Raw genomic sequence first — 15,874 nt, 5'->3', positions numbered from 1 at the left:
CGTCGCCCCATGTTCAAGTGGTTGATGTTCCCTATGTGTTGCATTTGTTGGATGTGGCCGGTGGGGATATGAAGGATCGCATTCAGCTCGCCAATCGGATTTTTGAAATTTCCGGTTCGAGTCTGGTGGTCGATTTGGAATTGGCGGGTTCAGTGAATGATTACCGCTTGTTGTATCGGCTGTTCACACCAACAGGTCAAACGTCCGGTGTGATTATGGAAAACCAGCTGGATAAGGTGGTCGAAAGTCTGGCCAAGGTGATCGCTGCTAAAACCGATGCGCGTTTGGAACTGTCGCATCTGAACAAAGAGTTTAATTCTAACCTTGTGGCGGAAGCTTGGGATAAATGGAGCAAGGGGCAAACGGATGCGGCTATTGCACTGTTAAAAACCGCAGTTACGCTGGAGCCGGATAACTTTCTTGCCTATCAACTGCTGATTGAATCGGAGCAGATTCAAGCGCGTTGGGCGCAGTCAAAAGATGAAGCGAACAACATTATCGCTACAGCAGGGCAGCAGCAATATAACAGGGCATATGTATTTTATTATTTGTTAGCCAGAGCTGAATTTGCGCTCGGTGATATAGAGCAGGCGCAGAAACATTTGTTGCTCGCCGGGGGCTTGGCAGAGCGTGAATTTGATAGTTTGTATCAGGCGTATATCACCAGTTTACGGGGGGATATTGCACAGCAAGCTGGCGACCTGAATGAAGCAGAGGGCTTTTATAGCAAGGCAATGGGGCACCACCAGTCTATTGCTTGCCCTATCGGTGTAAGTGTAACGCGCTTAAAATTAATCGATCTTTACCGTCATCAAAAACGAAACGACTTATTGGTTGAGCAAATGAGCCAGCTAAAAGAGTTGATAGCAAAACATAAGCTACCCATTGAGCTGCCAAATTTGATGATGAATTAACCAATTTGCGGCTGTAAACCGCCAGTTTCATAAAATTTCATAAAGTTTCATTGGTGTGAAACGCTATTGGTTAGCCAAAGTGGCCCGACAATATCTAAAGGGTTCACTTTATGGCTTCCAATCAACTCCGTTGGCGCAGTTTTATCAGCCTTTCTATTTTTCTTGGCTTAACCATTCTTTTTGTTACATCACTACTGATGTTCCTGAAGCCGCATCAGGATTTAATTGCTTTGTTGCACACTATTTTCGGTTTTTGGTTACTGCTGCTGTTGCTATGGCATGTGAAAAATAATTTCAGGCCACTTAAAAATTATCTCAAGAATAACAGTACCGCAAAAATCCATTGGGTTCCTTGGGGAAGTGCTGGGGTGTTTGTATTGCTGCTGATATTGGTTTACCACCAGGCGGCACCCTTTGTGCAGTTTTATCGCTGGGGGCAAACCCTGCGCGCGGCTACTGAAAATGCGATGAATGAACAACAGGTTTATCAAGTCCGACGCATACAGCCCGCTATCGCTAGTGGAGAGGAGTTGACGATTGAATTTCGCAAAGGCGCCTATTTTATGTGGCCCCAGTACGCCATTTGGTTGGAAACTTTGGATGGAAAATTTATCCAGCCGCTCTATGTCACTGGTAAATTAGCGGCTAATAATTTTGCCAACAAGGTGACGCAAAAAAATCCGCAGCAAGTTTTTACGGAAAACCCTTTTGCTACGGATGAGGATGGCAGTGAAAGCTTTGAATACCAGTGGGATACTGCAAGCAAAAATGATCGCATGCGGCCCGAATCGCTGCCCGTGTTTTTGCATGCGCTTGGTTTGAAATCCGCTGATGATCGAATGGTACCGGAAACCTCTACGCCCCTATTGGATGCCTATGCCGGTGCAACCATGCTGGAGCATTTTTCGTTAACGACAAAATCAGTCACCACGCTACCACAACAGTTTCGCATTCGTTTTGAAATTAACCAATCGTTTGATTTTAACGAATACTATTCCAGTGACAGTTTTCCTGATGATGCCATTTATTCTGGCGATGGCTATTCTGCCCAACCCTCGGTTGTGTATGAAGCTGTTGTGGATCGCAGAAGTGATCAACAGCTCTACCGCCTGACATTGATTGGACAGGGACATCACTCAGGGAAAGATGGAAAAATAAATCCGGATGTCAGTAAACTGACTACTGCGAAACAGATAGTGGATAGGATGATTGTGGAATTTCACAAAAATCCAATACCTAATGCCCGCTGAAAAAGCTAAGTATATTCGGTATGGCAGGTAACAGGGAAAAACCGCAGACCATGTGCATGGCCTGCGGAGCAGATGGGTTAGAACTTGTAGTTTATGGTGATCGTGTAGTTGCGTGGTGTGCCGTAGCGGTATGAACTGAAATATCCCACTTGTGAGTAGTATTTTTCATTCGTCACGTTAGCCGCGTTGAACTGAACATTCAGGTCGTCGGTAACGGCGTAGCGAGCCATCAGGCTGATCAATGCGTAGGCATCTTGAGTGAGTCTGTCGGGTTTATTTGCAGGGTTAATACCTTCTGAGTAAGTTTCGTTTTGCCAATTAACGCCGCCTCCCACCATTAACTTATCAAGTGCACCTCCGAATTGGTAAGACGTAAAAAGCTTAATGGATTTGGTCGCGTTGTCGGTGTTTAGATCGTTGCCGTTAGCATCTTCGATGGTGAATTGTGAGTAGCCTGCGCTAATGTTCCAGCCATCGATTGGTTGGCCAACCACTTCAATCTCAAAGCCTTTGCTCTGTGCGCCTTCGGCACCAATATAGGCATACATTTGCTCTGGAGTGCCGACAAAAGCGGTGTCGAGCTGCGCCAGATTGTCTTGTTGGATATCAAAGTAGGCAATGGTCGTTTGCAGGCGGTCATCGAGGAAGCGGCTCTTCAAGCCTATCTCCGCGCTTTCGCCCACCAGCGGGTCAATAAAACTCCCATCGGCATCGCGATTGTTCTGCGGTTTGAATATTTCGGTGTAGCTGGCGTAGACCCGGTGCGCATCGGTCAGGTCGTAGAGTGCACCTGCGTAGGGGATAAATTCATCTTCATTGCCGTAATCAACCACGCCGCTCCAGTCAAAACCGTTGCGTTCCCAGGTTGCTACACGTCCACCGAGAATAAATTTGAGGTTATCGGTAGCCGAGAGGCGGGTAGCTGCATAGTAACCGCGTTGCTCGGTTTCAATATCCTGGGATTGGGTGCGCTCCTCTGACCACTCAGGTTCATGCAGGTCGCCCCACGTATAAAAATTCTCCACTGGAACACAGTCGTACCCGAAGCAAGAGCCACCACCCAGAGGGAGTTGGGTAAATGTCTCCGCTGCCTGGTCGGCACGCAGCGCGCCCACGACCAGATCGTGGGTTTGGTTAAAGAGGGTGAAATCCCCTTTTAGCTGGATATCGAAGCTGTCTTGTTTGGATTCGCCATTACTGCGGTAGCGTTGGGCGTTCAGGCCGGCACCGGTTGTTTTATCCAGCGAGCCGTACACGTATAACAGGCGCGCCTCTGTTTCGTAATGCAATTTGTTGTAGTTAGCGAGCAACTCCCAGCCATTCGAGAAAGAGTGATTGATGCTGGCGAAGAAATTGGTGTTGGTTGATTCCCAGCGGTTCCAGTCCATCGCGGTGGTTTTGGATACATCCCAATCGGGTCTGGTGCCGTCGGAGAAGAAGCCGGGCAATACGCCCCATACGGTGGAGGTAGGGTCATTGTTCTGATAGCTGGCGCCCACACGCACCAAGGTCGCTTCGGTCAGGTCAGCTTCGAGTACACCGTAGAAAGTGCTTTTGTTGTCTTCGTAATAATCAACGAAAGACTCTCCGCCCAAATAGCGGCCCACTAAACGCCCACGGACGCTACCGCTTTCGTTTAATCCGCTGGATACGTCAGCTGCAAGGGTTCTTTTTTCCCAGCTGCCGGTACCTACATCCAAAAACCCGGTTAAATCCTTGCTGCTGGCGTGTTTACGCACCAGATTGATAGAGGCCGATGGGTCGCCTACAGCGGTCATCAAACCGGTTGCTCCACGTACAAATTCAATGCGCTCGTAAATCACGGTATCAGCGACGGTTTCGCCTGAATCGCCGCCCAAACTCCAGGAGGTAGGCACGCCGTCGATTTGGTAGCTGTCAATCTGGAAGCCGCGCGAATAAAAGCTATTGCGCACGTTGTCCACTTCTTCGGAGGTAACGCCCACAGCATTATTCACTGCCTCTAAAACAGAAGTGATGTTCTGATCCTGCATCCGCTCAAAGGTCAAAATTGATACTGACTGTGGTGTTTCTTCTATGGTCAGCCCCAAACCAGTTGCGGTATCCAACGTCTTGGTTTGCCCAACACTGTACTTGCCTGTCACGATGACTTCTTCGAGTGCACTTTGGTTTTTCTGGGTTGATGCATCCTTGGCAGTACCCTGCGCCAGACCTGATTGCGCGTGAAAACCCAGCAAAATGGCAGCAGAGAGAGGTAATAGCGTAAATTTCATGAGGCGCTCCAAATAGTGGACAAGACTAGAAAGAGGCGCATTTTGTCACAAATAACAATAATTATCATTATCGAAAGATATAAATTCTTAAGTGATATTGTTTGACGGGAAGAGATTATTGCCAGTTGGATATGGTAGTGGTGTGGTTGTTGCAGCGTAATAAAGCAGCCACAAAATGTAGCAATACCTGTGTGTCGGGTGTTTTAGTTAGTAGTCTCCGAGGGGATAAGTGTTAGTCTGCTCGAATCCGGTTTTTATAATGAATTCATACAACTAGGAGCAAAATATGAATGTTGAAGTGGGTGGTGTCTTAGGTTTTATTTTGCTTATTTGCGTTGTTTACGCGATTGTAAAAACAGCACAAAGCGGTGCAAGTACGGGAAATAAAGTGATCTGGATTGTGGTGCTCTTGTTGCTCCCATTCCTGGGTTTTATTTTATGGTTCCTGTTTGGCCCCAAGTAAAGCAATGGTTTTGTGGCATGAGTGGAGCTTAACTTTGTGCTCCACTCACGCTGTGATTTGAAATGCGCTTAGTTAAAAAATCCTTTCTTTAATTCCTCATGCTGTTCTGCTTTTAAGCGCGGACCAAACTGGCTCACTACTTTTGCCGCTGCGAGATTGGCAAATTCCGCGGCCGTTTTAAAGTTTTTGCCTTGGCTGATTGCATACAAAAATGCCCCGGCAAACATATCGCCTGCGCCATTGGTATCGAGTGGTTTGATTGGTTGTGCGGCCACTTGTGTTAAATGCTCGCCATCAAATACCAACGCGCCATCGCCGCCACAGGTAATCGCAAATTGTGTGCAATATTTTTTCAGTGCTTCAACCGCTTCTTCAATCGAGTGTGTTTGAGTAAAACCGATGGCTTCGTCGCGGTTGCAGAAAATTAAATCCACACCCTCGCCAATCATTTCCACTAAACCGTCGCGGAAAAATTGCACCATTGCCGGGTCCGATAAACTCAGTGCCGTTTTCGTGTTGTTCGCTTCGGCGTGCTTGCGCAATTCAATCGCAGCGGCGCGGCCGGTAGGGGAGGTAACTAAATAACCTTCGATATACACGTAATGCGATTGTGCAATTGCCGCCACATCCAGCTCATTGACGGAGAGCGTTTCGCTAATACCGAGAAAGGTATTCATGGTGCGTTCTGCATCGGGGGTAATCATCACCAAACATTTTCCGGTAATGCCTGCCGGTGGAGTGATATGTGTGGGCGTTGCAACACCGGCGGCGTGAATATCGTTTAAATAAAACGCGCCGTTTTCATCGTTGGCGACTTTGCACGAATAAAAATTATTGCAGCCAAAATAACTGGCGGCGATGATGCTGTTAGCCGCTGATCCTCCGCTTGCGCGATGCGAGGCAACCAAGTGGTTTTGCAAATAATCGATCAGCGCATTTTGGCGATCCTCATCCACCAGAGTCATTACACCCTTGGCAACGGCCATGGTAGTGAGGTCGGTATCGGTGAGTGTGATTTCAGTATCGACCAAGGCCGCGCCTATGCCATAAATGTGATATTGCTTACTCATAAGCCGGTATGCCTTTTGATTGGGGGTGATAGTCGGATGACGGGGGAGTGTGAACTTGCGCGGCATTATGCAAAATTCGCCTCGCCCGATAAAGCAGAAGTGCATAGATCGCATCCAATCACATGGATTTTGCCTCGCATTCACCGGGTGTGGCGGTTAAACTGGCGCCCGAATTTTGCACCCGGTGCATCCCTCCCTTTGCTTCACTCATCACTAAGATTGCCTATGACTAAACGCCGCTCTACTACCCGTCGCACTAAATCATCCGGTTCTGCCCCGCGTCGCGGCTGGGCATTGGCGCGTATCTGGATTTTTTATGGTCTGCTGTTGGTGGTGGCGTTGATGGGCATCTGGACGCTGTATCTGGATTCAGTGGTGCGCAGCAAATTTGAGGGCAAAAAATGGTCGCTGCCTGCGCGCGTTTATGCGCGGCCACTGGAGTTGTATCAAGGCCAATCGCTGACGCCTGCGCTGTTTGAACAGGAGTTGCGCGCCCTGGGTTATCGCTTTGAAGGCAATGCGAATACACCCGGCCAGGTGTTGAAAAAAGTCAGCGCGGGTTCCAATGAAGTTGTGTACCACATCCACAGCCGCGGTTTTGATTTCTGGGATAAAAAAGAAGTCGCGCGCAAATTTATGCTGCGTGTTAACAACGGCAGTGTGCAGGGCTTGATCGATTTAGCCGGTGCTGATTTGCCGCTGGTGCGTTTGGAGCCAGAGGAGATCGGCGGTTTTTATCCGGCCGATAAAGAGGATCGCCTGCTGGTGCGCCTTGCAGATTTGCCGCCCTTACTTGGCGAAACCTTATTGGCGGTGGAAGACAAGCATTTTCTCGATCATCACGGTGTATCACCGCTGGCGATTTTGCGTGCAGCCTGGGTGAACGCCAGCAGTGGTGGTGTAAGGCAGGGCGGCAGCACAATTACGCAGCAGTTGGTGAAGAATTTTTATCTCACCAATGAGCAGAGCATTTTGCGGCGCAAAATTCCGGAAGCGATTATGGCCGTGTTGCTGGAAGTGCATTACAGCAAATCGGAAATTCTGGAAACCTACATCAATGAAGTATTTTTAGGTCAGAGCGGCTCGCGTTCGATCAACGGTTTTGCGCTGGGTGCGCAGCATTATTTCCGCCAACCCCTGCGTGAACTGGATACCCATGAATTAGCCTTGTTGGTAGGTTTGGTGAAAGGAGCTTCTTATTACAATCCCTGGCGCAATCCTGAGCGCGCGAAAGAGCGACGCAATGTGGTATTGGGCGTGATGAAGCAGGAAGGCTTGATTGACGATGCGCAACTCAAACGTGCGCAGGCAGCGCCACTCGGTATTGTGGCCGAAGGTGAATCGCGCTCCACAACCTATCCCGCCTTTATGGATTTGGTGAAGCGCCAGTTGAATCAGGATTACAAAGAGAATGATTTGCGCAGCGAAGGCTTGCGTATTTTCACCACGCTCTCGCCTATGGTGCAGCGCCAGGCGGAAAAATCCATGAAGTTCCGTGTCGAGCAGTTGGAGAAACAATTCAAAACAAAAAACGTGCAGGGCAGCATGGTGGTCACATCGGTGGGCGGCGGTGAAATTCTCGCACTGCTCGGCGACCGCGATCCACGCTTCACCGGATTTAATCGCGCGCTGGATGCTAAGCGCCCAGTCGGTTCGCTGCTGAAACCCTTTGTATATCTAACCGCGCTGGAAATTCCGCAGAAATACAACCTGGGCACCATCATCAGCGACGCACCGGTAAGTTATAAATCTGGTGGCAAATGGTGGGCTCCGCAAAATGCCGACAAAAAAGACCATGGCGATATTCCGCTCTACAAAGGTCTCGCCTATTCCTACAACCAATCCACTGCACGCTTGGGTATGACGCTCGGTTTAGGTGCGGTTGCCAAAACCGTAAAGCGCGCAGGCTATCAAGGCGATGTACCGGAACTGCCGGCAATGTTGCTGGGGTCAATCGATATGTCGCCGTTGGAAATTGCGGGCATGTACCACACCATCGCCGCTGAAGGGGTCTACACACCGCTGCATGCGATTCGCGAAGTGCTCACCGCCGACGGCAAACCGCTCAAGCGCTATCCACTTGAATTGGAGCAACGCTTCTCCAATGAATCGACCTTCCAGTTGCAATACGCCATGCAGCGCACTTTGCGCGAAGGCACCGGGCGCAGCGCCTACAACCAGATTCCCTCGCATATCGACTTGGCCGGCAAAACCGGTACTACCAACGATCAGCGCGATAGCTGGTTTGCGGGCTTCAGTGGTGAACATTTGGCGATTGTGTGGCTCGGACGCGATGACAATAGCGCGACTCCCCTCAGCGGTGCCGGTGGCGCCTTGCAAGTCTGGACGGATTTTATGAAGCAGTTGCCAACCCGCAGTTTGGAGCAAGAGCCGCCCTCCGGTGTTAGTTTTGATTGGATCGATGACAAAACCGGCAAGCTCGGCGCCGAGACCTGCGAAGGCTCCGTTTGGTTGCCACTGCGCGACGATTTCCGCCCGCTCGAATCGGCGGATTGCAATATGGCAGGCAAAAATCCGATCAGGAACCTCTGGCAGAAGCTGGTGAACTGATCTGCGTAAGCCGGTGATCTGGCCGGCTTTCTGTGCGTCAAAAAAATAAACTTCTCAGGTGAATCTGAAGCTCACTAGACTGTGTCTTAGCTTGTGAGTTGGGGGCAATATTGATGTAATCCTGCCCGGATTTTTCCTGAGAGGCTTTTCCCATGACATTATTCCTAAGCTTGCCGCGTCGCTTGATGAGTGCCTTCGGCCTCGCGCTGGTCTGCTCTTTCCCCGTTACCTACAGTCTGGCCGCCTCTGCGGCAGAGCTGGAGGGCACAGTGGTAACAGTCGATGGCTCAGTGCCCGTCCAGGTTCAAACGGACGCTCTCCAGCCGTCAGCCGCTCCGGCCAGCCCCGATGCCATTGCACCTGAACAACCCCCTCAGCCGCCCAGTGCCGAGGATCATGAGCGTTGGAAGCAGGACAATGAACGCTGGAAACGAGACAACGAGCGTTGGGTACGCGACAACCAGAATTGGGAGCGCGACTGGGAAAAAAACCTTAGCCAAGCCTTTGGTGGCGATCACGAAGATGATGGAGATTTTAACCCGGCGCTGTTGATTCCCATATTCGCCATCCTGTTTATTTTTGGCGGTCCCATTCTTTTATTAATCTTGATTTTGGTGTTTTTCTTTGGCGCCAAGCGCCGTCGCCAGCAAGATATCAATATGAATATCGACAAGTTACTCGCTGCGGGACGCGATATTCCCGTCGAATTGTTGCGCGGTGATGAACCGCGGCGCGATGAGCCTGTGGGCAGCCGCGACAAGGGGATTCGCAATATTTTCCTCGGCACCGGCTGGTTGGTTTTCCTCACCATCATGGTAGGTTTTGATATAGGTTCGGCTGGATTTATCTGGATCGCGCTGGGTGCATCCCAAGTGGTTATCTGGTATCTGAACCGACCTAATGCGAGCGAACAGGCTGGGCAGCAGGACTAACCAGCATGTCCCTTTCCGATCAGGAATTGATTGCGCGGGTGGTTAGCCGCAAGGATCAGCATGCCTTCGCCCAGCTGGTCTTGCGCTACCAGTCGCCGTTGCGCATCTGGGCAAGACGCCTGTGCAACGGCGATACGCACCTCGCGGACGATCTGGCGCAAGAGGCTTTTATGAAGGCCTATGCTGCGCTAGGCGCGTTTCGAGCAGAAGCCAAGTTTTCCACCTGGTTGTATCGCATCGCCTTCAATATTGCCGCCAACCGCTGGCGCGCGAAAAAAATCGAATGGTGTGAACTCGACGAGAATGAAGAGATCGAAGCTGAACAGTGCAGCGTAAAGCAATATCATGCACAAAAAGATGTTGAGGCCGCGATGCAAACCCTGAGTGCAGGGCAACAGTTGGCGATTCGGCTATGCTTTGAAGACGGTTTTTCCCACGAAGAAGCGGCCACGATTATGGGTATACCGCTCGGCACTGTGAAAACGCACATAGCGCGCGGTAAACAAAAGCTGCAAACTTTATTGGCATCCTGGCAGGATGCCCTACCTGATTGAAACTGTTGTTAAATGACACTTTTGTTAAATGAAACAGTGGCTAAACGAGGTCGCTCTATGAACGACAAGAATTTTGATGATTTCCTGCGGCTGCAGCTGCAGGGCTCCAGCCCCTACCTTGATGATGGCGATTTTAGCGCACGCGTGCTGGCAAACTTGCCCGCGCAAAAACGCTTGAATCCCTGGTTGGAAAAACTGATTGTGCTGCTTCCCGTCACCCTGATTGCAGTGTTGGTGTTGCGCCAATTCTCCGTGCGCGAGCTGATTCAGCCCGCCTATGGTTGGTTGCTTACGCTGGATATGCACAGCCTTGCGATGATCGCGGTGGTTATGGCCGCGCTCCTGTTTGTCGCGCTGGTAGTGTTGATCCTCAAACCAAAATCGTTGCTCTAAGGGTATCGCATAACGATATTAGCAACGCATGAAATGCCCCGCAAAAAATCGCCTAATTGCCATTGGTAATTAGGCGATTTTTTTTAAGCGTTTTAAATGCTGACCAGTAATTTCACTCAGGCCTTTATGGCGCTAAACCTCTTATCGCGTTTGCGCATTCTGTGAGCGGCTGCTATACCCAAATGACTATTAAAACACCATGTTCATTGAGGCAAGGCTAATGCTCCGCTTGACCATCGCTAAAAAGTTAATGTTGTTAGTAACTATTGCGCTCTTGGGATTTGTGATTACTCAAGGTTATTCCATGTGGGTTGAGCGTGCTAACAGTGGTCGTTTGGCTGATGTCGAGCAGCGTATTTATCCAACCCTTGAATTAACCACTATCAATTTAGGTTCGTTGTTGTTGATGGAGCAGCAAATTAATAGCTCGGTAACCACTGGCGATGAACAAGTACTCACTGATGCCGATAAACATTATCAGGAAATCCGCCAGAATCTGGAAAAATTATCCAGCCTCAGCGCTGATCTTTCAGTGCAAGTAAAAGACATAGATGCACAGTTGCAAGATTGGTATACCACGGCAATTCGCATCGCCAAAAGTTTTATCGCGGGCACAGTCGATTTTAACCAGGTTGGCGCCGAGGCAGCAGCGAACGCTGACAAATTAAAAGCGTTGCGCAAATCTTTATCCAGCATGAAAACAACAACTGCTAAACGGTTTAATGAATCGATTAGTGAAACAGTTGAGTCTTCCAGAAGTGCTGCGCGCATTATTTTAATTATTTCCATCTGCGCAGTAGTGGCGCTGTTAGTGGTGAGTTCCATTATCAGTCGCTCAATTACTTCAAGCATTAATGAAGTGACTGAATCGCTAAAAGAAATGGCCTCAGGAGCGGGCGATTTAACCAAGCGAATTCATTATCCAGGACACGATGAAATTCGTTATCTGGTGAAATATTTCAATGCGTTTGTTGAGAAGTTGCATGGCTCTTTTGCCAATGTCAGCCAAGACGTTAGTGGGTTGGCGCAAGTGGCAACACGTCTAACTAATTCCAGTAGCCAGAACATGGGGCGTATTAACGAACAGGCTACTGCAATTTCCAGCATGCGTACCTCGATTGAAGATTTGATGAAAATGGTAAGTGAGATTGCCGAGTTTGCGGGCAATGCGTCGCATCAGGCGCAGGATGCCAGCAGTGCTGCCGCACGTGGAAAAGAAACTCTTGCGGCCAATGTATCCACTATCAGCACTCTGGCAGAAGAGGTGCGCAGTGCTGCGGGTGTGGTGAATCGCTTTGAAGAATTTTCATCCGATGTGGGGCAATTGCTCAACACCATTCAAAATGTTGCCGAGCAAACCAATTTGCTTGCACTCAATGCGGCGATTGAAGCAGCGCGCGCGGGGGAGCATGGGCGCGGTTTTGCGGTGGTCGCTGATGAAGTGCGCGGCTTGGCGGTGCGCACCCGCCAAGCCACTGAAGAAATTCATAAAGTGATTAGCGAATTGCGCTCAGTATCAGCGAGTGCAGTGACTGCCATGCAGGGCAGTGTTGAGCGTGCAAATCGCGGAGTAGAAGCGACAGTCGCCTCGGGTGAAGTACTCAATTCTATTTTGAATAATGTGGAAACCATCAGCAGCATCAATGAACGAATTGCCGCCGCCACTCACGAGCAAACGGTGACATTTTCTCATGTGTCTGAACACGTGAACGGAATTTATAACAGCACACAATTGGTTACCAGCAGTACCAATGAGCTGAATGAAATCAGCCACGATATTGGGCACATCAGTCAGGAGCTGCGCAAAGTCGCCAGCCAATTCCGGGTTTAGTTCCTGTGGTTAATCGTCGTGTTTAATCGTTGCATTTAATTTTTCAGTCGTTTTAGCGCCGCACGGCAGCGTTAACTATGTAGTCAGGGAGTTCAAGCACAGGCAGTGCTAAACATTAGGAGTTGCACGCACATGAAAAAAATGAATTCAATACGTAAAAAACACAGTCTTGCTTTGATCATTGCACTTTGTATGGCGGCGCCGTTAACACAGGCGGGCGATCTTAACTTATCGGGATTTTTATCGGTTGGCGGCGGCATGATCGATGACGAAGATAGCCCCGGTTACGGTGGCTATGATGAAGAGGATCTAACGTTTGATAAAAACCTTTTAGGCTTGCAGGTGACCGGGCAAGTCAATGAAAAAATTACCGCGACTGCACAGCTGATTGCACGCAGTGAAACAGATTATGAAGTGAATGCTGAGTGGGCTTATTTGACGTGGCAGGCATCTGATTCCATCAAGGTGCGTGCAGGTCGGTTGCGCACCCCGTTTTATATGTACTCTGATTTTCTCGATGTAGGCTATGCCTATTCCTGGATCACTCCTCCGCGTGAAGTGTATTACTTGCCTTTTAACAATGTGGATGGCGTTGATTTTTATGTGACCCAAACCTTGGGGATATTTGATACCAGTTTTCAGGCTTATTTCGGTAGTTTTGATGATGAACTGACACTGGGTGGTGCACCTTCTGAAGCCAAAACGCGCAATCAAATGGGGGTGTCGGGCACCCTGGGTAAAGATTGGTGGACCTTACGAGCGGCTTATCACCAAGCGGAATTAACTGTTGATGTGAGCGGTATTCCCATTAGCCCCACAACTACCATGGGGGGATTTGCAACGACCTTGACTGCACTTGGCTATGCCGACAATGCAGCGCGTTTGTTAGTGGAAGAAGATGATGCGGTCTTCACTGAATTTGGCCTCAATATTGATACGGGGCGATTTGTTGCCGCAGCAGAATATGTAGAGTTTGATCCGGGCGATGCGGTGCTCTCTAAAAATATTCGTCAATATGTGATGGCGGGTGTGCGCGCAGGAAGCTGGCTAGTTCATGTAACCGGCTCGCAGGCCAAAGATGAAGCCACCCACCCTGAAGCGGGCATTTCCGCAAATCAGGCAATGCCTGTATTTGGCAGCACCAATGTGCTGATCGGTACACTGCAGGCCATCGCTCAATCACAAGTCACCGAACGCGATGTGCTTTCACTTGGAGTTCGTTGGGATGTTGCATCCAGCACCGCACTCAAGTTTCAGGTCGATGACGTTGATAATAAGACGGCAGGTGATCAGAAGGTTTTCTCCGTCGCCTTGCAAACTGTGTTTTAGGGGGATGCCATCATGAAAAAATGTATTCGTTTGTTGGCAGCAACATTTACTCTCGCTCTGGCCAGTTTTGCATGGGCTGAAGTTGCGGTGATTGCGCATCCGTCGGCCGGTTTTGATTCACTCACTGAAGACGATGTCGCGCGCTTATTCCTCGGTAAAAGTAAAAGCTTTCCCTCTGGAGCGCAGGCGGTACCGGTCAACCAAAATGAGGGTTCAGCCGCGCGTGATAAGTTTAACGAAGCTGTTTGTAAGAAAAACGCCAACCAGTACAAGGCCTATTGGTCGCAACTGGTGTTTACGGGTAAAGGTACTCCACCCAAAGATGCCGGCGATGATGCTGCAGTAAAAGCCTTAATCGCCGCCAATCCCAATATGATCGGCTATGTCGATGCCGGAGCGGTAGATGCGACTGTGAAGGTGGTATTCAAAATACCTTGATTGTGGGCTGGTGAAGCCAGTTGATAACGATGATCTTCATCATTTGGTAACAAGACCCCGTAGCAAGAGGGGCCTTGTTAGTCGTCTAAAATGTATACCCAAACACATTTTTGGCACTGAAATATGCATACGAGAATCAGTTGTGCGACAATTTAGGATGCATATGAAAATATGATATATGCGACAAGGCTATATATGCCGGCCAAGCAGTTAACGCCTGCGCTTTTCCTCATTTTAATAATAACTTCAATCCTCCATGCCCTCATCACCGCGCGCAATGACCTTCGCTGCGGCTGAATTTGCGTGGAAACTATTTGTACCTTGGAAAAGAGGTTGCACGCAGTTGCACCCTATAAAACCACTACAGCACTCTGGATGTTTGAACATGAAATGGTTTCTGATCTTCGTTGGTTGTGTAGTTAGCATGGCAGCCTCCGCCACCTTAACTGACGGCATTAAAGCGTTTAAGAAACAAAAATACGATATCGCGCTGGCAGAGTTCCGCCAGTTGGCATCGGTGGGAAATGCTGAGGCGAGATACTATTTGGGGCTGATGCAAAAGGATGGTTTAGGCATGCCCAAGGATGCCGGTCGTGCAATAGCCTGGTTTAAAAAGTCTGCCAGCCAGGGTTATATCGATTCGAGTTACCAGATTGGCAAGATGTACCTTGCGGGTGAAGGCGTCGAGCAGGATACAGACGCTGCCATCGAGTGGTTGAGCAAAGCAGCTGAACAGGGCTCAGTCGCAGCGCAATATGAATTGGCGCTCGTGTATTACCAAGGCAATCTGCATGAAAAAGACATTGCCAAAGCCGTTGAGTGGTTTAAGGGCGCCGCCGCTAATGGCAATCTTGATGCGCAATATGAACTCGCCAATATCTTGTACAAAGGTGATGGTGTTCCGCAGGACATTGATGGCGCGTTAGGATGGTATCGCAAAGCAGCGGATGCAGGTCATCTTGATGCTAAATACACGCTCGCGTATTTTTATCTGAATGGTCAGATATTAGCCCAGAATTATCCCCTCTCTTTTTCCCTGTTTAATGAAGTCGCCCAGACGGGCAATCGCAATGCGCAATACATGTTGGGTTACATGTATGACCAGGGAATGGGTGTGGATAAAAATATTTCAGCGGCATTCGAGTGGTATTTAAAAGCGGCTAACCAGGGTTATGACGAAGCCCAATTAATTGTTGGTTACATGTATTTCACGGGCAAAGGTGCAAAAAAAGACTCCGCTGTAGCAGAAGACTGGTTACAAAAAGCGGTCGCCCAAGGTAATGCCAAAGCAAAAAAAATGCTCGATGAAATGCGTGTAACTAAAAAGCAGTGAGAGTGAAGTGAAGGTTCGATAGAAAGATCATCGCATGAAAATTCAAAAACAAATCCTGAATGAGTATCTATTCTTGATTGGTTAATTGATGTTGTTTGAAATGTGTTGTGGAAAATTGTGGCTAACTTTAGGAGAGGTTATTGATGAGTTTAATTAACAAAATACACAAAAAGCATGGCATGGCGCTTGCCATGGCGAGCGTGATGTTAGCGCCTCTCGCGCAAGCGGCGGATGTAGGCATCTCCGGCTTCTTGTCGGTTGGTGGCGGCATGGTCGATGATGAAACCAGCGTTAGTTACGATGGTTACAGCGAAGAGGATTTAACCTTTGACCGCAACCTGTTGGGTTTGCAGGTGACCGGCAAGGTGAGTGAGCGAATTACCGCAACTGCACAGTTGCTCGCGCGCAGTGAAAATGACTACCAGGTGGATGCCGAATGGGCTTACCTCACCTGGCAGGCATCTGATAATGGCAAGGTGCGCGCCGGCCGTTTGCGTACTCCGTTGTACATGTACTCAGACTTTCTGGATGTAGGCTATTCATA

The 15,874-nt window shown here is 49.2% G+C and carries 13 protein-coding genes and 1 pseudogene; 12 read left to right on the top strand and 2 right to left on the bottom strand.

What is annotated here, in order from left to right:
• Window positions 1-914: tetratricopeptide repeat protein (locus tag ACWA6V_RS05805; RefSeq protein ID WP_449521596.1), on the top strand; the 914-nt coding region annotated here is incomplete at its 5' end.
• 110 nt (window positions 915-1,024) lie between these two features.
• Window positions 1,025-2,164, top strand: a complete 1,140-nt coding sequence (locus ACWA6V_RS05800) for a hypothetical protein (RefSeq protein WP_449521595.1) — start codon at window positions 1,025-1,027, stop codon at window positions 2,162-2,164.
• A 77-nt stretch (window positions 2,165-2,241) separates the two neighbouring features.
• On the opposite strand, the gene ACWA6V_RS05795 is transcribed toward ACWA6V_RS05800, so the two are convergent.
• Window positions 2,242-4,416 (bottom strand): TonB-dependent siderophore receptor, encoded by a 2,175-nt coding sequence (locus ACWA6V_RS05795; protein ID WP_449521594.1) that lies wholly within the window; start codon window positions 4,414-4,416, stop codon window positions 2,242-2,244.
• A gap of 286 nt (window positions 4,417-4,702) precedes the next feature.
• Between ACWA6V_RS05795 and ACWA6V_RS05790 the strand changes: the two genes are divergently transcribed.
• The gene (locus tag ACWA6V_RS05790; RefSeq protein ID WP_310072872.1) at window positions 4,703-4,879 is read left to right on the top strand and encodes a PLDc N-terminal domain-containing protein; all 177 of its coding nucleotides are present in this window, start codon (window positions 4,703-4,705) and stop codon (window positions 4,877-4,879) included.
• Between the two features lie 68 nt (window positions 4,880-4,947).
• Here ACWA6V_RS05790 and ACWA6V_RS05785 read toward each other — a convergent pair whose 3' ends face one another.
• The gene (locus ACWA6V_RS05785; protein ID WP_449521593.1) at window positions 4,948-5,949 is read right to left on the bottom strand and encodes an adenosine kinase; all 1,002 of its coding nucleotides are present in this window, start codon (window positions 5,947-5,949) and stop codon (window positions 4,948-4,950) included.
• A gap of 225 nt (window positions 5,950-6,174) precedes the next feature.
• Here ACWA6V_RS05785 and mrcB point away from each other — a divergent pair, with 225 nt between their 5' ends.
• The 9 genes and pseudogenes from mrcB to ACWA6V_RS05740 all read left to right on the top strand — a co-directional run.
• Window positions 6,175-8,520, top strand: coding sequence for a penicillin-binding protein 1B (gene mrcB, locus ACWA6V_RS05780; protein WP_449521592.1), 2,346 nt, complete (start codon window positions 6,175-6,177; stop codon window positions 8,518-8,520).
• Between the two features lie 152 nt (window positions 8,521-8,672).
• Window positions 8,673-9,452 carry a DUF6249 domain-containing protein gene (locus ACWA6V_RS05775; RefSeq protein WP_449521591.1) on the top strand — a complete coding sequence of 260 codons (780 nt, stop codon included), beginning with the start codon at window positions 8,673-8,675 and terminating at the stop codon, window positions 9,450-9,452.
• A gap of 5 nt (window positions 9,453-9,457) precedes the next feature.
• On the top strand, window positions 9,458-10,006 hold the full coding sequence (locus ACWA6V_RS05770; protein WP_449521590.1) for an RNA polymerase sigma factor: 549 nt from the start codon (window positions 9,458-9,460) through the stop codon (window positions 10,004-10,006).
• A gap of 57 nt (window positions 10,007-10,063) precedes the next feature.
• Complete coding sequence (locus tag ACWA6V_RS05765; RefSeq protein WP_449521589.1) at window positions 10,064-10,399, top strand: hypothetical protein; 336 nt, start codon at window positions 10,064-10,066, stop codon at window positions 10,397-10,399.
• Window positions 10,400-10,619: 220 nt separating this feature from the next.
• Complete coding sequence (locus ACWA6V_RS05760) at window positions 10,620-12,230, top strand: methyl-accepting chemotaxis protein (protein WP_449521588.1); 1,611 nt, start codon at window positions 10,620-10,622, stop codon at window positions 12,228-12,230.
• Between the two features lie 132 nt (window positions 12,231-12,362).
• Window positions 12,363-13,559, top strand: a complete 1,197-nt coding sequence (locus ACWA6V_RS05755) for a DNA topoisomerase IV (RefSeq protein ID WP_449521587.1) — start codon at window positions 12,363-12,365, stop codon at window positions 13,557-13,559.
• Between the two features lie 12 nt (window positions 13,560-13,571).
• Window positions 13,572-13,997 (top strand): phosphate ABC transporter substrate-binding protein, encoded by a 426-nt coding sequence (locus ACWA6V_RS05750; RefSeq protein WP_449521586.1) that lies wholly within the window; start codon window positions 13,572-13,574, stop codon window positions 13,995-13,997.
• 385 nt (window positions 13,998-14,382) lie between these two features.
• Window positions 14,383-15,330 carry a tetratricopeptide repeat protein gene (locus ACWA6V_RS05745; protein WP_449521585.1) on the top strand — a complete coding sequence of 316 codons (948 nt, stop codon included), beginning with the start codon at window positions 14,383-14,385 and terminating at the stop codon, window positions 15,328-15,330.
• A gap of 143 nt (window positions 15,331-15,473) precedes the next feature.
• A pseudogene (locus ACWA6V_RS05740) lies at window positions 15,474-15,874 on the top strand (DNA topoisomerase IV); the annotation flags it as partial.

The organism is Cellvibrio sp. (genome assembly GCF_053579595.1).
This window is presented reverse-complemented; position numbering and strand designations above follow the sequence as displayed.